Origin of the sequence: Azoarcus taiwanensis, from assembly GCF_012910885.1 — a bacterium.
In the GTDB taxonomy this organism is placed as follows: domain Bacteria; phylum Pseudomonadota; class Gammaproteobacteria; order Burkholderiales; family Rhodocyclaceae; genus Azoarcus_F; species Azoarcus_F taiwanensis.
Genome location: NZ_WTVM01000010.1, coordinates 1 through 21,504, shown reverse-complemented (window position 1 = coordinate 21,504; position 21,504 = coordinate 1). Strand labels below are relative to the sequence as shown.

Sequence of the window (21,504 nt, the reverse complement as noted above, 5' to 3'; positions counted from 1 at the left end):
GCTTCATGCTGGGACGGTCCACGCGGCGGGCAATGGCGCCGCGTTGCGCGGATTCGACATCAGAAAAGGTATAGTTGCGGCCATGAAGAAAACACTGTCCATCTCGGTTGCACAGCTCAATTTCACTGTGGGCGACCTGGTCGCCAACGCCGACCGCATCATCGATGTCATCGCACAAGCTCGGGCTGCTGGTTGTGATCTGCTGGTCACGAGCGAGCTTGCGCTCTCAGGCTATCCTCCCGAGGACCTGTTGCTGAGGCCGGATTTTCACCGGGCCTGCAGGCGTGAGCTCGAGAGAGTCGCCTCTCGAGTGCAAGGTATTGCCGTCGTGCTTGGGCATCCGGAGTCGAATGAAGCCGGCTGCTTCAATTCGGCCTCGGTCCTGAGGAACGGGCAGATCGCCTGCACGTATCGCAAGCAGTTGCTGCCAAACTACGAAGTCTTCGACGAAGAGCGTTACTTCGACCGCGGCGGCGAACCCTGCGTGTTCGAAGTGGCCGGAGTGCGAATCGGCCTGACGATCTGCGAGGACATCTGGGCCGCCGGACCCGCCGGACAGGCTGCGGACGCGGGGGCCGAGTTGTTGCTGGCGCTCAACGCGTCGCCCTTCGAAATGGACAAACCCCAGCGCAGGCTCGAGGCAGCGCGTGCGCGCATTGCTGAAACCGGTCTGCCGCTGCTGTACTGCAACACCGTGGGCGGGCAGGACGAACTCGTGTTCGATGGGGCGTCGTTCGCAGCTGACCGAAGCGGCACGATGCGCTGGCGCGCCGCGTCCTTTTGCGAGGGCGTGGAGTCGATCCGCTTCACCGACGGCGACTGGGAGAATGCAAGCATCGCTCCGGTGCCCGGCATCGAGGCGTTGGTCTATGAGGCGTTGAAGACCGGCGTGCGGGACTACATCGCCAAGAATGGTTTTCCCGGGGCGATCATCGGACTATCCGGCGGGATCGATTCGGCGCTCACACTGGCGGTGGCGGTCGACGCCCTCGGTGCCGAGCGGGTGCGGGCGGTGATGATGCCCTCACCGTACACCGCACAGATGAGCATCGACGATTCTCGCGAAATGGTCCGGCTTCTGGGTGTGCGCTATGACGAAATCCCGATCGAGCCGGCGATGCATGTTTTTGGCGAGATGCTTGCCGCCCAGTTCGCAGGCTTGCCGCAAGATGCGACCGAGGAGAACCTGCAGAGCCGCATCCGGGGCATGTTGTTGATGGCCTTGTCCAACAAGACCGGCGCCATCGTGCTCACAACGGGGAACAAGAGCGAGATGGCCACTGGTTACGCCACGCTCTACGGCGACATGGCGGGTGGGTTCGCGGTTCTCAAGGATTTGTACAAGACTTTCGTCTATCGCCTGGCGAGTTGGCGCAATACCGTGGGCCCGGTGATCCCCGAGAACATCATTACGCGACCGCCGTCGGCCGAGCTCAAGCCGGATCAGCTCGATCAGGATTCGCTGCCGCCCTACGACATTCTGGACGCGATCATCGAAGCCTACATGGAGCGCGACGAGTCGCCACGCGAGATTATCGCCCGCGGCTACCCCGAAGCGGATGTGCGCCGCACGGTGTCCCTGCTCAAGCGTAACGAGTACAAGCGCCGTCAGGCGCCGGTCGGAATACGCGTGACCCGCCGCGGTTTCGGCAGGGACTGGCGTTATCCGATAACATCCCGTTATCACGACGAATTCTGAGCCGGGCGACAAGGCATCGGGGCAATCCCTGCAGTCATGTCGCTTGTGCGCTCGACAGCGCAGATCACGGGTCGTGCCCGCGACACGCTGACGAAGTCAAGTCATCGAGGAGAGAACATCAATGAAGAAGATTGAAGCCATCATCAAGCCCTTCAAGCTCGACGAAGTGCGCGAAACCCTGTCCGAGGTGGGCATCAACGGACTCACGGTCACCGAGGTCAAGGGTTTCGGCAGACAGAAGGGGCATACCGAGCTTTACCGAGGTGCCGAGTACGTCGTCGATTTCCTTCCCAAGATCAAGGTCGAGATCGTCGTCGGCGACGAGCTTGTCGAGCCGGCGGTCGAGGCCATCATCAAGGCGGCGCGCACCGGCAAGATCGGGGACGGCAAGATCTTCGTGACATCGGTGGAGCAGGTGGTGCGCATTCGTACCGGCGAGACCGGTGAAGACGCGATCTGAACGGCGACCAGCCTGCGGGGGCGCCGTGCCGGTGGCTCAGTCGCCGCGACGGCGCTCTGGACTCTGCCCGCGGATCAACACCATCAACGCACCGCTCCCTCCCTGATGCGGGCTGGCCTGGCAGAAGGCGAGGATCTCGTCGCGCTGGGCGAGCCAACCGCGTGACAGCTGTTTGAGAATCGACTGGCGGCCGGGCGAACCCAGCCCCTTGCCGTGGATGATGCGTACGCAGCGATGACCGCGAAGCAGGCAGTTGTTCAGAAAGGCGACCAACGCGCTGCGTGCCTCGTCACGGTTCAGCCCGTGCAGGTCGAGTTCGGCCTGACGCACCCAGCGCCCGCGACGCAGGTCGGTGAGCACCCTGCGCGGTAGTCCGGTCCGGATAAAGGCGGCTTCCTCACCGGTTTCCAGGCGATCCTCGAGGCTGACCGGCGCATGAAGGGTTTCCTGCAGCGCCGCCTGTTCGTCCTGCTCGCGTTGACGTGGCTCGGGAAGCGGGGCCGGCCGGTCGAGCAATGCCCGATCGACTTTGCCTAAGGTCCGGGTGCCTCGGAAGGCGAGCGCTAACAGCGCTGCCGCATCCAGATCATCGGCAGATGATGGTAGTCGTGGCGCCGGCGGGTCGGCTTCGAATCCGCTCAAAGTTTCCTGCTCACGCGCTTGTGGCATGCTGCCGCGTCGTTGATCCAGTGCCGCGCGGGACGCGGTGCGCAATGGCGTCACATCACTGAACATGGCCTGAAACAGAGCGTCGTCGGTTTGCGGAGGCGCTCGGTCGTCCTCTTCTCCGGACGGAGGCTCGGGTTCGTCCTTGCGGCGCGGAAGCGGTGCAGGCTTTGGTGCTTCGAGTTCGGCACGCCCCGAGTCCCGAATTGGTTTGATCTCGCCCAGACTCTTGCGCAGAAGTACTGCAGCGTCCTCTTCGGAAGGGGCTGAAGAGGGTGAGCCGGTGTCCTTGGCGAGCCCGGATGCGGTGCTTGCGTGACGCTTGCGATGTGGATGCTGGCCGAGTTGCTTGCGCAACTCGGCCAGTGCCTTGTGAGCGTCGTCCGCTGTCCCGCGCCTGGCCCGCATCGCTCACATCGTCACGGTTGCGGCCATCGATCTGTCCGCTTACTTAGCCAGTGCGTCCAGGTAGCGCTCGGCGTCCAGTGCCGCCATGCAGCCGGTGCCCGCCGAGGTGACCGCCTGCCGGTAGATGTGATCCTGCACGTCGCCCGCGGCAAACACGCCGGCTACGCTGGTGGCGGTCGCGTTGCCCTCGCGGCCGGCCTGGGTCACGATGTAACCCCCTTCCATTTCGAGCTGTCCCTCGAAGATGTCGGTGTTGGGTTTGTGGCCGATGGCGATGAACACGCCCTGCAGTGCGAGGTCACGGGTCGAATCGTCGAGGGTGCTGCGGATGCGCATGCCGGTCACGCCGGTGTTATCGCCGAGAATCTCGTCCAGGGTCGAATCCAGCGCGAGTTCGATCTTGCCGGCAGCGACCTTTTCCATCAGCTTGTCGATGAGGATTTTCTCGGCCTTGAACGTCTGCCGGCGGTGCACCAGGGTGACCTTGGCGGCGATATTCGCAAGATACAGTGCCTCTTCAACCGCAGTGTTCCCACCGCCGATCACTGCCACCTCCTGATTGCGGTAGAAGAAACCGTCGCAGGTCGCGCAGGCGGACACGCCGCGGCCGGCAAACTTCTCCTCGGAGGGTAGGCCGAGATACTTCGCAGTCGCACCCGTTGCGATGATCAGCGCATCGCAGGTGTATTCGCCGGAGTCGCCGATCAGCGTGAAGGGCTTTTCGCCAAGCCTGACCGTGTGGATGTGGTCGAACACCATCTCGGTGTCGAAGCGCTCCGCGTGGCGCTGAAAGCGAGCCATGAGGTCGGGGCCGAGCACGCCATCGGCGTCCGCAGGCCAGTTGTCGACGTCGGTCGTCGTCATCAACTGCCCGCCTTGCGCCATTCCGGTGATCAGGACCGGCTTCAGGTTGGCGCGCGCAGCATAGACGGCAGCGGTGTATCCGGCGGGACCCGAACCGAGAATGATCAAGCGTGCGTGTTTCGTCATGGCGGATGTCCTTCGATGAAAGTGCCGAGATTATAGCGGAGAGAGGGGGTATATTAGCTAATTATGATGTTGCGTGGTGTCAATGCGCGTCGAAACGCAGCGCCACTGCGAATGAGAACAGACCTTGATGCCCGATACGGCGCTATTAGTTTATACTGCGTGCGTTTTGCCATGGACAGCGACCTTTTTCTGTGTTTCTGCGGGTCCGGCGGGTCGCCAGAATCGAGACCTGATCTGCAGGGGCGACGCAATAACCGGATTGGATGTCCGGCCCGGCGCCGCGGGCTTGGTTGGGTCCGGCAATCTGCCAGGGGCGATCCGTCGCTCGATCCGGAGGTTACATGACCCAGACGTCCACAGTATCGACGACCGCATTGAAAACCTTCCCGCTGTTCCAGGGCTTGGCGGACGCCACTCTGAACGCGGTTGCCCAGTCCGCGGTCATGCGACGTTTCCCCCGCGGTCAGGCGGTGGTGCATGCCGGGGATCGCACCGACTACGTCTACTTCGTGCTCACCGGCAGTCTCAAGGTCGTGGTCAGCGACGAGAACGGGCGCGAGGTCATTCTCAGCATCCTGGGGCAGGGCGAGCTTTTCGGCGAGATGGGTATCTTCGGCGAGCATCCACGCTCCGCCTCGGTCGTGTCAGTCATGCCGTCCGACCTGATCATGTTGTCGAAGAGCGATTTCCGCCACCTGATGCACGACAACTTTGAAGTCGCCTGGCGCATGATGTGCAATCTTGCCGATCGACTGCGCAATGCCGACCGCAAGATCGAGAGCCTGGCACTGATGGACGTCTACGGTCGTGTGGCGCGGCTGCTCATCGAGATGTCGGAAGAGGTCAACGGCCAGTCGCTGGTGGTGAGCAAGATCACCAAGCAGGACATCGCCAAGATGATCGGCGCCTCGCGCGAGATGGTCAGCCGCGTAATGAAGGACCTCAGCCTGCAAGGGCTGATCGAGGAGACCGATCACGGAATCATCCTTCGTGAGCGTCTTCAGGAACTCTGAGCGTTTGTCGCGCTTGCAGTCTGTAGCATACGGCGCGGTTGCCCATCCTCTATAATCCCGGGCATTCGCTTTTCATCGGGTAGAACCCGCACTGACGTTGCCACGTAACCCTGCACGCTCCCAACCGTTGCCCGAGAAGATCTCCCTGCTGCTGCAGGAGGCCCGCTGGCTGATTCTCGGCGTCATGTCGCTCTATGTCGGGCTGGTTCTTCTCGGCTACAACGAGGCGGACCCCGGCTGGTCGCACGCCGCCGAGGTGGCTCGGGTGTCCAACCCCGGAGGGCGATTCGGTGCCTGGCTGGCCGACCTGCTTTACTACCTGTTCGGGGTTTCGGCATGGTGGTGGGTGATTTTTCTCGGTTACGGCCTGGTGTGGGGCTTCCGCCGCCTGCGCCACGAGCTGAAGGCCGACAAGCGCTCCTTCTTCATCATTCTCTCCGGCTTTGTCGTCGTCCTGCTCGCCAGCAGTGCCCTCGAGGCACTGCGCTTTCACTCGCACGGAGCCAGTGTGCCGCTCGCTCCCGGCGGTTTGGTCGGAATCGAGTTGGGGAAACTGATCAAGAGCTACTTCGGTTTCACTGGCGGAACGCTCTTGCTCATCGCCTTGGTTGCGTCGGGGCTCAGCCTGTTCTCGGGCATCTCATGGCTGTCGGTCGTCGAGCGGTTAGGCGGCCTGATAGAGTCCGCATGGCTGTCGACCCAGGCTGCCTGGTACAAGTGGCAGGACCGGAGGGCAGGCAAGGCCCTGGCTCAGAAGCGTGAGGCGGTGGTCGAGACAAAGCGCAAGAAGTCCGTCGAGAAGCCATCGGCGCCGCTGCGCATCGAACCTGCAGTCGCAGTCGTGCCGAAGTCCGAGCGGATCGAGAAGGAGCGCCAGCAGACCTTGTTCACCGAGTTGGCCGAAGGCGCGCCACCGCCACTTGCGCTGCTCGACCAGCCCAGTGACGACGTCGAGCCGCCGTCGGCCGAATCGCTTGAGTTCACATCACGTCTGATCGAGACCAAGCTCGCCGACTTCGGGGTCGAGGTCAAGGTGGTTGCGGCCTATCCTGGCCCGGTGGTAACCCGCTATGAGATCGAGCCGGCTGTAGGCGTCAAAGGCAGCCAGGTGGTGAATCTGAGCAAGGATCTCGCGCGGGCGCTTTCGCTGGTGTCGATCCGGGTGGTCGAGACAGTGCCCGGCAAGTCATGCATGGCCTTCGAGTTGCCCAATCCCAAGCGCCAGATGGTGCGCCTGTCCGAGATTCTCGGCTCCAAGGCCTACCATGCAATGAGTTCGTCGCTCACTGTTGCGCTGGGTAAGGACATCGGGGGTCAGCCGGTCGTTGCCGATCTGGCCAAGATGCCCCATCTGCTGGTTGCCGGTACCACCGGCTCGGGCAAGTCGGTCGGTATCAACGCGATGATCCTCTCGTTGGTGTACAAGGCCGATCCGTCCAAGGTGCGGATGATCATGGTCGACCCCAAAATGCTCGAACTGTCGATCTACGAGGGGATTCCGCATCTGCTGGCACCGGTGGTGACCGACATGAAGCACGCGGCCAATGCGCTGAACTGGTGCGTGGCAGAGATGGAGAAGCGCTACAAGCTGATGGCTGCGGTCGGGGTGCGAAATCTGGCTGGCTATAACAAGGCGGTGCTCGATGCGCAAAAGGCCGAGAAGCCCCTGACCAACCCGTTCACGATCAGCCCGGAGAATCCCGAGCCGCTGGATACGCTGCCGCACATCGTGGTGGTGGTGGACGAGCTGGCCGACATGATGATGGTGGTCGGCAAGAAGGTCGAGGAGCTGATCGCACGACTCGCGCAGAAAGCGAGAGCGGCCGGCATTCATCTGATTCTCGCCACCCAGCGTCCGTCGGTGGATGTCATCACCGGCCTGATCAAGGCCAACATCCCGACGCGGATCGCCTTCCAGGTGTCGTCCAAGATCGATTCGCGCACCATCCTCGACCAGATGGGCGCCGAGACCCTGCTGGGAATGGGTGACATGCTGTATCTGCCACCGGGCACCGGTTTGCCCCTGCGTGTGCATGGTGCCTTCGTCGCCGATGACGAGGTGCACAAGGTGGTCGATCATCTCAAGCAGAGCGGCCCCCCCGATTACGTCGAAGGGATTCTCTCGGCCGCCGAAGACGAGCTCGACGGCGGCGCGTTAGGCGGAGGCGGTGAAAATGGCGATGGCGAAGCGGATCCTTTGTACGATCAGGCGGTCGAAGTCGTACTCAAGACCCGGCGTCCGTCGATCTCGCTGGTTCAGCGCCATCTGCGCATCGGCTACAACCGCGCAGCGCGCCTGATCGAGCAGATGGAGCGGTCCGGACTGGTTTCGGCAATGGGCACCAACGGCAACCGCGAGGTGATCGTGCCCCCCAAGGAAGGCGACTGATGAACCGACTCCTGCGCCGCACGGCGGCGTTTTTTTTCAGCCTCTCGCTGAGTGCCGCGGTGAGTGCTGCCGACGACGGCATTGCCCAGTTGCAGCGTTTCATCGCTCAGGCCGGGAGCGCGGAAGGCCATTTCGAACAAATCGTGGTTTCCGGTGCCGCGCGCCGGCCCCAGTTGTCGAGCGGCAGCTTCGCGTTCGAACGTCCGGGCCGTTTCCGCTGGTTGGTCGATGCTCCGTACCCGCAGTTGCTGGTCAGCGACGGCGGGCGCCTGTGGATCTGGGACGAAGATCTCAATCAGGTCACGGTGAAGGTGCTCGATGATGCCCTCGGCAGCACGCCGGCAGCGATCCTGGCGGGGGAGGGCGCGCTGGAGGAGGCTTTCGAGCTCGTGGACGAAGGCGTGGCGGAAGACCTCGTCTGGGTGCGCGCGACGCCGCGCCAGGCCGATGCGAGCTTCGAGTTCATGCGCATGGGGCTGTCAGGCGACATGTTGATGCGCATGGAGTTGCGCGATCACTTCGGCCAGACGACGACGATCGACTTCGTCTCGATTCAACTCGGCGTGCAGCGCGCGCCTGAGTTCTTCCGCTTCGTTCCGCCGGAAGGGGCGGACGTCATCGGCGACTGAACCTGCCCGGGCATGGCTGACCTCTTCGAATCGGCTGCCACATCGGACGTGCCGCTGGCCGAGCGGATGCGTCCGAAAGCTTTGGACGAAGTCTTCGGCCAGCACCATCTGCTCGGCCAGGGCAAGCCGCTGCGACTTGCCTTCGAGTCGGGCAAGCTGCATTCGATGATCCTCTGGGGGCCGCCCGGCGTTGGCAAGACGACACTCGCAAGATTGATGGCGCGCGCGTTCGATGCCGAGTTCATCGCCTTGTCCGCGGTGTTCTCCGGCGTCAAGGATATCCGCGCCGCCATCGATGATGCGCGGGCGGCGCAGGCTCGCGGCCGGCACACGATACTGTTCGTCGACGAGGTGCACCGCTTCAACAAGGCGCAGCAGGACGCCTTTCTGCCCTACGTCGAGCAAGGCCTGGTCACGCTGATAGGGGCAACGACCGAGAATCCCTCGTTCGAAGTCAACTCCGCGCTGCTGTCACGCGCTTCGGTCTATGTGCTCGAGTCGCTCGACGAGGCCGCGATGGCGGCGCTCTTTGAGCGCGCACGTGAGGTCGCCTGCCCGACTCTGCGCTTCGACGAGTCTGCACGCGAACGCTTGATCGGTTTCGCCGACGGCGACGCGCGGCGTTTGCTGAACCTTGTGGAGCAGGTGCAGGTGGCGGCAAGCACCGCCGGGGTCGATCCGGTTACGGCCGAGTTTCTGGACGAGGCACTGGCGAGCAAGCTGCGGCGCTTCGACAAGGGGGGCGAGGCCTTCTACGACCAGATCTCGGCCTTGCATAAGGCAGTGCGCGGCTCGCATCCGGACGCGGCGCTGTACTGGTTTTGCCGGATGCTCGATGGCGGGGCGGATGGCGCCTATCTTGGGCGCAGGCTGGTTCGGATGGCGAGCGAGGACATTGGCCTTGCAGACCCCCGTGCGCTCGAGATTGCGCTGAATGCGTGTGCCGCTTATGAGCGTCTGGGGTCGCCCGAGGGCGAACTGGCGCTCGCCGAGGCGGTGGTGTTCATGGCCTGTGCAGCGAAATCGAACGCCGTATACAAGGCCTACAATGCCGCGCGCGCCTTTATTGCGAAGGATGGCTCACGACCGGTGCCGCTTCATCTGCGGAACGCGCCGACCCGGCTGATGAAGGAGTTGGGCTATGGCGAAGCCTATCGCTACGCTCAAGACGAACCGGGCGGGTACGCAGCCGGCGAATCCTATCTCCCCGAGGGGATGGAGGAGCCGGGCTGGTACCGACCGGTCGATCGAGGCATGGAAGTCCGGATCCGCGAAAAGCTGGTGCAGCTTCGTGAACTGGACAAGGATGCTGCTCGTCGTCGATGAACAGCACTCAATGGCTGACGGGATGGTCCGCCATGAAGCGCTGCCACACCCGCATCACGTGTTCGGCACGCGCGCAGTCACCGCGAATAACCGCCCGTTCGGCCAGTTCCTGCATGTACTGGGTCAGGAGTATCACGCCCTCGGTGGTCTGAACGAGTCCGCAGGCCAGTTGCGCTGCGGCGACGTCGGGGATCTCCTCGTGTTCCGCGATGAGTTCAATCTCCTCGTCTGTGAGGTCACAATAGTCGAGACAGTCCTTCATTGACAACATGCCGGCGCTCCTCCGATGTGTGTGCGATTCAATGTCGCACCTTGTCACTTCAAGCTTAGAAGCCGTGCGCGCGCCGTGCCAATGAAATGTCGGCATCATCAGTCCGGAAGCGATTGATTTCAGGAATATAATCAGTCGCTTGGACGCAATGGGCGGCTCCCCGGTAAACTAGTGCCTGCGTGCACTTGCGTAACGGGTTTCAAACTGATTCTGCGCAAACCGGCTCATGTTCTTGATCTCAAACTCTTATCGGATACACCATGCTAGACATCCAGCTGCTTCGCTCCAACATCCAGGTCGTCGTCGACGCACTTGCGTCTCGTGGCATGCGCTTCGATCCGGCGCCATTTCAGACTCTGGAAGCGAAGCGCAAGGACCTGCAAACCCGCACTCAGGATCTGCAGGCGCGTCGTAATGCCTTGTCGAAGCAGGTCGGTCAACTGAAGTCGCGCGGCGAGGATGCGTCTGCGGTGCTGGCCGAGGTCGGTGGCATCGGTGACGAACTCAAGGCCAACGAGCAAACATTGGCGGCGCTTCTCGAAGAGCTCAATGCGCTGCTTGCCGGCTTGCCCAACCTGCCGCACAAAACCGTGCCCGTCGGCCGTGACGAGAGCGGCAATGTCGAGGTGTTGCGCTGGGGCACGCCTCGCAGTTTCGCTTTCGAGGTGCGTGACCATGTCGACCTCGGTGCGGGACTCGGCGGCCTGGATTTTGAAACCGCGGCCAAGCTCTCCGGCTCCCGCTTTGCCCTGATGCGTGGCGGTGTTGCGCGACTCCACCGCGCGCTTGCCCAGTTCATGCTCGACGTTCACACCCGGGAGCATGGCTACACCGAAATCTACGTGCCTTACATGGTGAACGAAGCCTCGATGTTCGGCACCGGGCAGTTGCCCAAGTTCGAGGAGGACCTGTTTGCCGTGCACCGTGGCGACGAGGGCCGCTTCTTCCTCATCCCGACATCAGAGGTGCCAGTCACCAACGTCGTGCGGGGCGAACTTCTGGCAGCCGACGCGTTGCCGATGAAGTTCGTCGGACATACGCCGTGCTTCCGCTCCGAGGCGGGCAGCTACGGTCGTGACACGCGCGGCATGATTCGCCAGCACCAGTTCGACAAAGTGGAACTGGTGCGCATCGAGCATCCGGACAATTCCTGGTCCGCGCTCGAAGAACTGGTCGGTCACGCCGAGAAGATTCTTCAGAAGCTCGAGCTGCCGTATCGCAAGATCGTTCTGTGCACCGGCGACATGGGTTTCGCCGCTGCCAAGACCTACGATCTTGAAGTCTGGCTGCCGGCGCAGAATACCTACCGTGAGATCTCCAGCTGCTCCAACTGTGGCGATTTCCAGGCCCGTCGCATGCAGGCGCGGGTGCGTGCCAGCGGGCAGGGCAAGAACGAGTTCGTACACACACTCAACGGCTCAGGCCTCGCAGTCGGGCGCACGCTGGTTGCCGTGCTGGAGAACTATCAACAGGCTGACGGTTCGGTGCGGGTGCCGGAAGCGCTGGTGCCGTGGATGGGTGGTGTCGAGGTCATCGAACCGGTCGCCTGACCCGTCCCATTCGCCGCTCACGCGGCTCCCCCAGGCAGCGGAAGGCGCTTCCATCACCTGTAGGAGCGGCGTAAGCCGCGAAGCCTTGCGCGTGTTCAACCCCCGAGCGCTCCACCACGCCCCATTCGCCGCTAACGCGGCTCCCCCAGGCAGTGGAAGGCGCTTTCATCACCTGTAGGAGCGGCGTAAGCCGCGAAGCCTTGCGCGTGTTCAACCCCCGAGCGCTCCACCACGCCCCATTCGCCGCTCACGCGGCTCCCACAGGTAGTGGAGGCGCTTCCGTCATGTGCAAGAGTGCCGTAAGCCGCGAACAGCGCCCGTTCATTGTAGCTTCTACCTCCACAACGGGGTTCGATCGACGCGGGTGTTGATCTGAAGCAATGACAGTCTGCGCATTTCGGTGGTAATTTAGCAAATCACCAACTACTGAGATTTAGAGATGTCCGGCAAGTCATTCGTTCAGATCACCACCGACGTATCCAAGGCCCTCGGCACTTTGCGAAAGGAGGCGCCAGATACCATGGCCGGTTTCGGCGCAATGTCCGCCGCCGCACTGAAGGAGGGTAGTCTCTCTGCGCTGCAGAAAGAGTTGATCGCACTCGCCATCGGTGTTTCCTCGCGCTGCGATGCCTGCATCGGTTTTCACGTGAAAGCCCTGATCAAGCTCGGCGTGACCCGCGAGCAGCTCGTCGAGACGCTCGAGGTCTGTGCCTATATGGGCGGTGGTCCGACACTCATGTATGCCGCCGAGGCGATCCGCGCCTATGAGGAATTTCTGCCACGGATGACCAAGACCGACGCCGCATGAAGGTGAGCGCCGATTGGCGTTGTGGTGCGCGAATCATCTGCGTATAATTCGCGCTCCCGGTTGCTGCCGGGTCCGGAGAGGTACCGAAGTGGTCATAACGGCGCCGACTCGAAATCGGATGGTCAGGGAAACCTGGCACGCGGGTTCGAATCCCGCCCTCTCCGCCATCATTGCCACGCATCCCAGACTCCGCGTGAAGCGCTGCCGAGCACGCCATCCGCAGCGAGACCCGCTTTTCCCCCTGAGCCGTCCGGCCCCATTGCCCAAGAGAACGGTGCAACTTCAACGTTCGAGTTGTGTTGCATCTCGCTGAGTCGTCAACGGAATCAGGCCGCTTGCTGCGGGACTCAGCGGGCAATTCGATTGGTCCTGCAGACCGCCCACTTGTCGAATTTGACCATTGCAAGGCTGAACAGAGCGACCGCGACGTTCAGCGTCCGCCTGACGACCCGTTGGCCAGACCGCGGTCTTGGCCAACGTGCCGAGAAGCTGCCTGCCGTGATTCCGGCATGCGTCGCTACCGGCCCCGAAGTGCGGCGCTGAGCTGGTCGACAAGTTCGGCCCAGTCAGCGTCCTCGGCCAGTTCTTCGCGAAGAAAGGTGGCCTGCGCAGTCGTCCAGCACGGCGCATCGGCAATTCTGACCGCGTCGGGCAAGGGCGAATGCGCCTTGATGAAGGCGGCAATGTCTCCGTCTTCATTGGGTAGTCCGAGCTGAGCGAAAAGATCCTTCATTGTGTGGGTGGGCTTTTCCATGGTCGTCTCCTGTGATTGAACACGGCTGCAAAACACCAGCATCCCCTGCCTGGCCGGGTGCTTGCCTGCGCTGGCGATCTGGGCGCGGGTTGCTCACAGTGGCCAGATGACCAGCAGCATCGGCACTGAAACCGCAACCACGATGAGCTCAAGCGGTAACCCAAGCTTCCAGTAGTCGCCAAAGCGGAAGCCGCCCGGGCCGAGGATCAGGGTATTGTTCTGATGTCCGATTGGTGTCAGAAAGGCGCACGAGGCGCCGATCGCCACCGCCATCAGGAATGAATCGGGGCTTACGCCCAGTGCCGCGGCAGTGCCAATCGCGATGGGGCACATCACCGCGGCCGTGGCGGCGTTGTTCATCAGGTCGGACAGGAACATCGTGACCACGAGAATCAGCACCAGCCCGACGATGGCGTGACCCTGGGCAACGTTCTCGATCAGGAAGCGGGCGATGAGGTCGGCGGTGCCGGTGGTCTGCATTGCGCCGGCGACCGGGATGAGCGCGCCGAGCAGCACGATGACAGGCCAGTCGATTGCCTCATAGACCTTGCGCGGCGGCACAGTGCGCAGCGCCATCGAAGCGAGAACGCCGATTGCGAACGACACTGCTGCTGGCAGCAGGCCGAACGCGGCGCCGCCAATCGCAAACAGCATGATCAGGCTCGCCTCCCATATCTTGCGCTTGTTCGGGATGCGCAAGTCACGCTGGGCAAGCGGTACGCAGCCGTTGTCTGCCGCGAACTCGGCGATCGACTCCGGCGGCCCCTGCATCAGCAGCAGGTCTCCGGACTGGAGCGCAATAGAGCGCAGGCGTTTCATCGACCGTCTGCCTTCCCGGGAAAGTGCGAGCAGATTCACCCCGTAACGCGTTCGCAGGAGGATGTCGCTCGCGGAGCGGCCGGACAGTGGCGAGCCGGGCAAGACCGCAAGCTCCATTAGCATTACGTCGCCGGTCTTCGGCGGCGCGTCGGTATCGGACTCGTCCTGATCTGCGTTTTCTTCATCCTTCGCCGGCTTTTCGGCCTTGTCCTTGCGCCCATCTTTTCCTGCTGGCGCATCGTCAGCCTCGGGCTCTGCCGACTCATCCGGTTTGACCGACTCCTCCAGCTTGAGCCCCAGGATGGAGAGCACATCGGTAAGCGCGTCGGCTTCCGCCTCGATCATCAGGATGTCGCCGGCGTGCACCCGACGCCCCGGGTTGGCCGCGATCAGCCGTACCTCTCTCTGCACGATACCGATGATCTGCGCGTCCACGTCAGCCAGCTCGACTTCGATCTCGCGCAGGCTCATGTTCTCGGCCTTGCTGCCCTCGAGTACTCTGACTTCGGTGATGTAGGCACCGGACTCGAAGCCCTCGACACCTGCTTGCTTGCGTGCCGGCACCAGACGCCAGCCGACCAGCGCGACGAACACGACTCCGGCCAGGGCGACCGCCAGCCCGATAGGCGTGAAGTCGAACATCCTGAAGCTGCCCAGGCCGGCTTCGGCGCGAAATCCGGACACGATGAGGTTGGGCGGGGTGCCGATCAGCGTGGTCATGCCGCCGAGAATGGTGCCGAAGGCCAGCGGCATGAGCACCTGTCCGGGGGGCAGGTCCAGTCGCTGCGAGACATGGATCGCCACCGGCATCAGCAGCGCCATTGCGCCGACGTTGTTCATGAACCCGGACAGAAAAGCGCCCAGGCCCATCAGGGCGGCAAGGGTGACGAGTCGGCCCGCATTGGCGGGTAGCACAACGCGTGTCAGCGCATCGACCGCGCCCGAACTCTGCAGCCCTTGACTGAGTACCAGCACACAGGCCACGGTGATTACTGCTGGATGGCCGAAGCCGGCGAATGCCTCGGCAGGGGCGATCAGCCCTGCGAGGACGCAGGCGAGCAAGGCCCCGGCGGCCACCATGTCGTGACGCCATCGACCCCACAGGAACATGGCGACCGTTGCCGCGAGCACGGCCAGAATCATCCACTGGTCTTCAGCCATATCTGTGCAAGAGTCCTCGGAGCCACTCGGGTCGCGTTGGCAATAGCCGGGGGTGGGACCGGCAGGGCCGAACGCCTCGGACCGCGGATTGCGTAATCCACTGTTGAATCTTCGATGGCCCGCGTGGTGCAGTCAAGCGCGAGCCTGTCGCGACGGGTCCGTGAGAACGAATACCTTGCATCCCGGATGGAAATCGCCGAGACTCAATCGCGGAAAAACGTGATGTTTACAAGCTGTCGGGATGAACAACAGCTCAACTGTCGAGAACGAATCTATGAAACGGGTGCTGATCGTCGACGACGACAGAGTCATTCTCAACCTGCTTGCCGAAGGCTTGCGCGATTCTGGCTATGCGGTGTCGGCAGCCGTATCCGGCAGGGACGCACTCGAGGCTCTGGCGCGCGAGACGTTCGACCTGGCTGTGCTCGACATGCGTATCCCCGATATTTCAGGTCTCGAACTCGCACGCATGCTGCGTTCTTCGGGAGGGCCACCTTTCGTCTTTCTTTCGGCGTTCGGGGACGGGGCGATCGTCGAGGAAGCCGCGAAGACGGGGGCGATGGGGTACCTCGTGAAGCCAGTCGATGTGCCGCAGCTCGTGCCGTTCATTGAAGCGTCCATGGTGCGTGCCCAGGAGGTGGAAGGCTTGCGGACGACCACCGGGAATCTGGAAAAGGCCTTGTCGGTCGAGCAAAAGACCCGCACCGCGGTTGGAATATTGATGGTGAAGAAGGGGCTCGACCGCCAGGCTGCGTTCGATTTTCTTCGTTCCCGTGCACGGGCTCAGCGGCGCAAGATCGGCGATCTGGCCGAGGAGCTGATCTCGGCTGTCGAGGGCGTCAACCGGGTTTTGCGCGACTGATGCAGCGCGCTCCTGACGGAGTGCCCGTCAGGCTGACATCGAGACTCTGCGAAGCGTCAGCCTGAAGCGGGTTCGGCTTCTGCCGACCCTTCCACCGATTTCTGTATTTCCAGATCAGAAACCGATTCAGAGTCGAGATACGGATAACGCGAATGGCAGCCAGAATGACTATTGCTCGAATGCTTGCACTCGGCTTTGCCGTAATGGTTTTTCTGCTCGTCCTGGCGGTCGCCCTTGGTTTGAACCGGCTTGCGGTGCTGAATGCGCAGGTCGAGAATGTGGTGCTTGAAAGCTGGGAGCGCACGGTATTGGCAAACCGGGCGATTGATCTGATGAATGCGCAGACGCAGGATACCTTGCGGCTTTTCCTGCCGGGCGATCCGGGGCCGATTCGCCAGGCGATCTCGGCCCGGATCATTGCGATTCGGGACATCCTCGAACAGCTCGACGCGGAATTGAGCGATCCGCAGAGTCGCGCGCTGCTCAAGGAGATCATCTCGCAGCGAAGCGCCTATGTGGCCTCGTTCTTGCAGGTCGCGGAGCTGCTCGACGGCGGTCAGCGCGAGAGCGCCGAAAGTCTCATCGTCACGCAAACCATTCCGCGGCTCAACGCAGTGCTCGAGTCGATGGATGCCTTGATCGCGTTGAAGGGGAGCATCCTGGCGGAGACCGGATCGGACTCGCTTGCGGCGTTCAAACAGGCGCGGGCGCTATTGACGAGCTTTCTCGTCATCGCCGTCCTGGCGGCGCTGTTGCTTTCGAGCTGGATCACCCGAGCGGTGGTTCGTCCGCTAGGTGGCGAGCCCGCCGAGGTCAAGCGAATCGTAGACCGCATAGCCGCCGGCGACCTGGCAGGCGATATCCGGCTGCGGGATGGTGATGAGACGAGCTTGCTGGCCGCGATGAACCATATGCAGAGCAATTTGCGCAGCCTGATTGCGGACCGGATGCGTGCGGAGCGCTCGATGCACGAGAGCCGCCAGCGCCTGTTCGAATTGGTCGAGACCTTGCGTGACTGGATGTGGGAGGTGGATGCCGATTGGCGTTACACCTTCGTCAGTCCGCAGGTAAGGGATCTGCTCGGCTACGAGCCCGAGGAAGTGCTTGGACGGACGCCGTTCGATCTCATGGCGCCCGAGGATGCCGAGCGGCTCAGGCCTATGCTGGATGTGAATCGCGGTGGTTTGCATCCGATCGTCGCGCTGGAGAACGTCAACCTGCACAAGAATGGCCAGCGCGTGGTGCTCGAGACGAGCGGCAGGCCGTACTTCGACGCAGAGGGCCGCTTTGCCGGATATCGCGGCCTGGACAGAGAGGTGAGCGATCGCAAACAGGCCGAGGCGAAACGGCTGGAAGAGGCTGGGCGGTTGCGCGAAGCACTTGTCCGGGAGGTGCATCACCGCATCAAGAACAACCTTCAGACCGTGATCGGTCTGCTGCGCCGTGAGGCGGCGAGGCGGCCGCTGGCGCATGAGGCAATCGAGAGTGCGATCAATCAGGTGCAGGCAGTCGCCGTGGTGCACGGCCTCTATGGACGGGTCTCGGGCCACAGCATCCTGTTGTGCGAGTTGCTGCCAGCGGTCGTCAGCAGCGTATTCGATCTCACGGGCGTGCCGATCGTGCAGGAAGGCCTTGATGCAAGTGAGCGCCGCCTGCTTGTTCGCGAGAGCGAAACCGTTGCGGTTGCGCTGATTCTGAATGAGCTCCTGACCAATGCGGTGAAACACTCTTCGGGTGCACCCGAAGAGCAGATTCATGTCACGTTTGTACGTGAGCAGGCGCGAGGGTCTATCCGCATTCGAAACCCCGGTCGTCTGGCGCCGGAATTCGATTTCGATTCGGGCAAGGGCGTCGGTACCGGTTTGGGTCTGGTCAGGGCGCTGGTTCCGGTGCCGGGTGTGTCGCTTCGCTTCAGCGAATCGGATGCCGGGGTGGAGGTTGTGATGACCATCGAACCGCCTGTCGTTGTGTCGCCTCAGAACGGGTGATTCTTTGCCCTGGACAGGTTCAACCCGAACGAGTCCGAAAGGAACGATATTCTGCTAAAGATATTGTTTCCAAAGCCGTTCCAAGAGTATCGTCTTAGCGTTGTTCATGAATGCTTGCACGAGATCTGCAAAGGCCAGACCGAGATCCCCGTCACGGCCTTGAGCGAATTCTGCCGCCCGCTTCGCGGCTAATCGACACCGCAGGCCCAATTCCCGCCTTGTATGAATCGACGCGCCATCCCGGCTTTCGCCGGTAACGGTCGCGCGTATCTGCAGGGAGGAGACATGCTCGCAAGAATGACTATCGCCAAGCGGCTGGCGCTTGGTTTCGGGATTCTGCTGGTTCTGCTCGTTGTCGCTGTGGTACTCGGTCTGAGCCGGTTGGCGACGGTCGACAAGATGATCGACCGGATCATCGCGCTCGAGTGGCAGAAGACGGTGCTGGCCAACGACACCATCGACCTGATGAACGCGCAGACACGGGATACGTATCTGCTCTTCCATGTGCCCGACCAGGACCATCCTGCAATCCGGACCCGAATCACCGAACGTGTGCAGGCGATCACCCGTTTGCTCGAGCGGCTCGACGTGCTGGTCTACGTTCCTGAGGGCAAGGCCTTGCTCGCGGAGATCAGGGAGAAGCGCAAGATATACGTCGACTCGTTTTCCAACGTTTCCAGGCTGATGGAAGCCGGCCGTCGTGACGAGGCATCGCGCCTGATTGCCACCGAGACGGTTCCTGCGCTGGACGTGCTGCTGGGGACGATCGACCGGCTGATCCGATTGCAGGGCAGCATCCTCGAACAGACGGGCGAGGAGTCGCGTGCAGCCTATGTCTCGGCCCGTAATCAACTGATTGCATTCCTTGTACTTGCAGTCTTGCTCTCGGGGATCTTGTCGATCTGGATCATCCGAGCGGTGACGCGACCGCTCGGAGGCGAACCCGACGACGCCAGGGCAGCGGTCGAAAGGATTGCGAAGGGCGATCTGGCCGGGGAAATTCCGACCCGCAATGGTGACACGGAGAGCCTGCTCGCCGCCCTGCAGGCGATGCGGCAGAACCTTCGACAGATGATCGGCGAGCTGACGTCGAACGCAACAAGCGTCTCAAGCGCGGCCGAGCAACTTGCTGTCGTGTCGGAGCAGATCGCGACCAGCTCCGCGCACCAGAGCGACTCTGCTTCGAAGATGGCCTGCGCGGTCGAGCAGATGACCGTGAGCATCAGCCAGGTTGCCGACGGCGCGTCGGAGACGCGGAAGATAACTGGAGACGCTGGCAACCTGGCGGCAGCCGGCTGCGAGGTCATCGATCGCACGGTCGCCGAAATGCATGGCATCGCCGATGCGGTCTCCAGTGCGGCTCAAACCATCCGGGCGGTCGGTGACGACTCGCGGAAGATCTCGATGGTCGTGCAGGTGATCAAGGAGGTGGCCGACCAGACCAACCTGCTGGCCTTGAACGCCGCAATCGAGGCCGCGCGTGCAGGCGAGCAGGGGCGGGGCTTCTCGGTCGTAGCCGATGAGGTGCGAAAGCTTGCTGAACGCACTGCGCAGGCGACCAGCGACATCGCCACCATGATCCACGGCATGCAATCAACTGCGGAAACCGCGGTGAAGACCATGGAGCAGGCAGTCAGTCGGGTCGAGCACGGCGTCAGGCTGGCGGGCGAGGCCGGGGGGTCGATGCGGGAGATCACCGACGGTACTCAGCATGCTGTCGCTTCGGTCGTCGATATCTCGCATGCGTTGAAGGAGCAGAGTACCGCGAGCGACGAGATTGCTGCGAACGTCGAGAGTATCGCCCGGAAGTCGGAGGAAAACTCCGCGGCGACGGCTCAAGCGCATGCGACGGTGCTACAGTTGCAGGCACTTGCGGCGAGCACCCTTGGCGCGGTCAGGGTTTTTCGGATCTGATCGACAACCGTGCGGGCTGGTATGCGTATGCCGTAACAGGTGTCACGGTCCGGACTGTAAAGCGCTTGAATGTCGTCGTGTAATCTGCCAGCCTTATGGCCAAAGTTATAATCCTGTGCTGATCGACGCCTCCGCCGAAGATCCGCGGACTTATCAGTACCTGTTGTTTCACGGGGCCTAATCCCTGCCCCCTCTTCTGGTTTCCGAGAGCATTCGTCATGGTTTCGTACTTTGACGATCCAGTCCGGTATCGCTTGGGCGGGTCGGCAATGACCTGGCGGAGATCGCTCGAGGCGCCAACGAGGTAGGTTTTGACGGGTTTGAATCGGGCATGAAAAGCATACGTGGTCTGGCGTTGGCGCTGATCGGAGCATTTGCGTTGCTCTCGGCGGGAGCCGGCTTTTGGCAGCTGGCCGACAGCCGTGCGAAGCTTCGCGCGGTGGAGTGGACGCAACTGGCGAACCAACTCACCGATGTCGCTCAGCGGGCCAGCGCGAGGCTGGCACTCGAGCGCGGGGTGACTGCCGCAATCCTGGGCAACCCTGCCGAGGCCGATCCTGAGCTGCTCTTCGAACTGCACGGGGTCCGCCTGTTGGTCGACGAGCTCCACAGGCAGATGTGGGAGCTTCTGGGGGAGCTCGGGAATCGGTCGATCGACCACCCGCTTTTCGAGCGCGTGGGTGACCTCCAGCAAAGCCGGGCCGAAATGGTGCGTTTGCGGGCGCTCGTAGATGAGCAGTTGCTGGGAGTCGGGAACGGACTCGACGCGGAGCAATGGATTGCGCTGATGAATCGGCGCATCGATGAACTGCAGGATGTCGCGACGCACGCGATGCTGCCGCTGAGAGGCAACGTCTACACGCTGGTTTCGGCGCCAATCATCAAGGACGTGTTGTTCACCCTGGGCGAATACCTGGGGCGGGAACGGGCGATGGTTGGAGTCGCAATCGCCCGCAACCAGGCTCTGAGTGAAGCCGAACTGGCGCAACTGCATGACTACCGCGTGGTCGCGCTGCGGGCGCGCGAGCGCGCGCTGGCCATGATTCAGGACTTGCCCGCCAGTGCCGAGCTGGAACAGGCGCATAAACGGCTGGAACAAGATCTGCTTGCCGGCTACGAGAACTTGCGGGCCAGTGTGTATGCAAGTGTCCATACAGGTCGGCCGTACCCAATGGATGCCGCGCAGTGGTATCAGGACGCGACGGTTGGTATCGATTCGGTGCTCGGTCTGTCCCTAGCTGTCAGCAATCAGTTTGCACAGGACATCATGCAACTGCGCAAACATGCTGAACGGACGCTGATCCTGCTCAGTCTTGCGTTTGCCGTGCTTCTGGTGATGCTCTGGTTCACAGTGCGCAGTGTGAGCCGCCGCGTGCTGCGGCCGCTGCGGACTTTGGAGAAGGCTGCTGCGACGATCTCGCATGGCGACTTGTCTCAAGCGCTGCCGCGAATGGGCGATGATGAACTCGGACGGTTGGGAGGAGCCTTCGAGCATATGCGCAAGACCTTGCTCGGGGATATCGAACGGCGCGAACGCGACGCGACCCAGTTGCGCAAGTTCATGGCCCTCATCGAGCGTAGCGCCAGCGCGATGATCGTGACCGACCGGGAAGGCATTGTCGAGTATGTCAATCGCCAGTTCACTCAGGTGACCGGCTACGAGCGTGACGAGTCGGTCGGGCGAAAGGCGGGATTCTGGCGATCCGGCATGACGGCGGCCAGCCAGTACGACATTCTCTGGGAGGCGTTGCTGCAGGGCAGGGTCTGGGAGGGCGAGATGATCAATCGCCGCAAGGA

At 62.4% G+C, this 21,504-nt stretch carries 17 protein-coding genes and 1 tRNA gene; 13 read left to right on the top strand and 5 right to left on the bottom strand.

Going from position 1 to position 21,504, the window contains the following annotated elements:
• Positions 1-82: 82 nt before the first annotated feature.
• Positions 83-1,699, top strand: coding sequence for an NAD+ synthase (locus GPA21_RS02850; RefSeq protein WP_211163393.1), 1,617 nt, complete (start codon positions 83-85; stop codon positions 1,697-1,699).
• Between the two features lie 121 nt (positions 1,700-1,820).
• Positions 1,821-2,159, top strand: coding sequence for a P-II family nitrogen regulator (locus GPA21_RS02845; protein ID WP_168986704.1), 339 nt, complete (start codon positions 1,821-1,823; stop codon positions 2,157-2,159).
• A 36-nt stretch (positions 2,160-2,195) separates the two neighbouring features.
• Here GPA21_RS02845 and GPA21_RS02840 read toward each other — a convergent pair whose 3' ends face one another.
• Positions 2,196-3,233 (bottom strand): Smr/MutS family protein, encoded by a 1,038-nt coding sequence (locus GPA21_RS02840; protein WP_168986703.1) that lies wholly within the window; start codon positions 3,231-3,233, stop codon positions 2,196-2,198.
• Positions 3,234-3,272: 39 nt separating this feature from the next.
• Positions 3,273-4,223, bottom strand: a complete 951-nt coding sequence (gene trxB, locus GPA21_RS02835) for a thioredoxin-disulfide reductase (protein WP_168986702.1) — start codon at positions 4,221-4,223, stop codon at positions 3,273-3,275.
• A 341-nt stretch (positions 4,224-4,564) separates the two neighbouring features.
• Between trxB and GPA21_RS02830 the strand changes: the two genes are divergently transcribed.
• The 4 genes from GPA21_RS02830 (at position 4,565) to GPA21_RS02815 (ending at position 9,580) form a co-directional block, all read left to right on the top strand.
• Positions 4,565-5,236 carry a Crp/Fnr family transcriptional regulator gene (locus GPA21_RS02830; RefSeq protein WP_168986701.1) on the top strand — a complete coding sequence of 224 codons (672 nt, stop codon included), beginning with the start codon at positions 4,565-4,567 and terminating at the stop codon, positions 5,234-5,236.
• A gap of 184 nt (positions 5,237-5,420) precedes the next feature.
• Entirely contained in the window at positions 5,421-7,625 is a 2,205-nt protein-coding gene (locus GPA21_RS02825) for a DNA translocase FtsK (protein ID WP_246261719.1), read from the top strand.
• The gene (gene lolA / locus GPA21_RS02820; RefSeq protein ID WP_168986699.1) at positions 7,625-8,254 is read left to right on the top strand and encodes an outer membrane lipoprotein periplasmic chaperone LolA; all 630 of its coding nucleotides are present in this window, start codon (positions 7,625-7,627) and stop codon (positions 8,252-8,254) included. The genes GPA21_RS02825 and lolA overlap by 1 nt, the downstream gene beginning before the upstream one ends.
• Positions 8,255-8,266: 12 nt before the next feature.
• On the top strand, positions 8,267-9,580 hold the full coding sequence (locus GPA21_RS02815; RefSeq protein WP_168986698.1) for a replication-associated recombination protein A: 1,314 nt from the start codon (positions 8,267-8,269) through the stop codon (positions 9,578-9,580).
• Between the two features lie 7 nt (positions 9,581-9,587).
• Here GPA21_RS02815 and GPA21_RS02810 read toward each other — a convergent pair whose 3' ends face one another.
• The gene (locus tag GPA21_RS02810) at positions 9,588-9,851 is read right to left on the bottom strand and encodes a hypothetical protein (protein WP_168986697.1); all 264 of its coding nucleotides are present in this window, start codon (positions 9,849-9,851) and stop codon (positions 9,588-9,590) included.
• A 260-nt stretch (positions 9,852-10,111) separates the two neighbouring features.
• Between GPA21_RS02810 and serS the strand changes: the two genes are divergently transcribed.
• From serS to GPA21_RS02795, 3 genes are all read left to right on the top strand, one after another.
• Complete coding sequence (gene serS / locus GPA21_RS02805; RefSeq protein ID WP_168986696.1) at positions 10,112-11,401, top strand: serine--tRNA ligase; 1,290 nt, start codon at positions 10,112-10,114, stop codon at positions 11,399-11,401.
• Between the two features lie 439 nt (positions 11,402-11,840).
• Positions 11,841-12,209: a carboxymuconolactone decarboxylase family protein gene (locus GPA21_RS02800; RefSeq protein ID WP_168986695.1), complete on the top strand. Its 369-nt coding sequence runs from the start codon at positions 11,841-11,843 to the stop codon at positions 12,207-12,209.
• Between the two features lie 74 nt (positions 12,210-12,283).
• Positions 12,284-12,376: transfer RNA gene (locus tag GPA21_RS02795), tRNA-Ser, on the top strand.
• A gap of 350 nt (positions 12,377-12,726) precedes the next feature.
• Here GPA21_RS02795 and GPA21_RS02790 read toward each other — a convergent pair.
• Both GPA21_RS02790 and GPA21_RS02785 read right to left on the bottom strand, forming a co-directional pair.
• Entirely contained in the window at positions 12,727-12,963 is a 237-nt protein-coding gene (locus GPA21_RS02790; RefSeq protein WP_168986694.1) for a DUF2789 domain-containing protein, read from the bottom strand.
• 93 nt (positions 12,964-13,056) lie between these two features.
• On the bottom strand, positions 13,057-14,943 hold the full coding sequence (locus GPA21_RS02785; RefSeq protein WP_168986693.1) for an SLC13 family permease: 1,887 nt from the start codon (positions 14,941-14,943) through the stop codon (positions 13,057-13,059).
• Between the two features lie 274 nt (positions 14,944-15,217).
• On the opposite strand from GPA21_RS02785, the gene GPA21_RS02780 reads away from it, so the two are divergent.
• From GPA21_RS02780 to GPA21_RS02765, 4 genes are all read left to right on the top strand, one after another.
• A complete protein-coding gene (locus GPA21_RS02780; protein ID WP_168986692.1) occupies positions 15,218-15,805 on the top strand; it encodes an ANTAR domain-containing response regulator in 588 nt (195 codons plus the stop codon).
• A gap of 164 nt (positions 15,806-15,969) precedes the next feature.
• Positions 15,970-17,793, top strand: a complete 1,824-nt coding sequence (locus GPA21_RS02775; protein ID WP_211163392.1) for a PAS domain S-box protein — start codon at positions 15,970-15,972, stop codon at positions 17,791-17,793.
• A 297-nt stretch (positions 17,794-18,090) separates the two neighbouring features.
• On the top strand, positions 18,091-19,707 hold the full coding sequence (locus GPA21_RS02770) for a methyl-accepting chemotaxis protein (RefSeq protein ID WP_168986690.1): 1,617 nt from the start codon (positions 18,091-18,093) through the stop codon (positions 19,705-19,707).
• Between the two features lie 331 nt (positions 19,708-20,038).
• A partial coding sequence (locus tag GPA21_RS02765) for a HAMP domain-containing protein (protein WP_168986689.1) occupies positions 20,039-21,504 on the top strand: 1,466 nt, incomplete at its 3' end.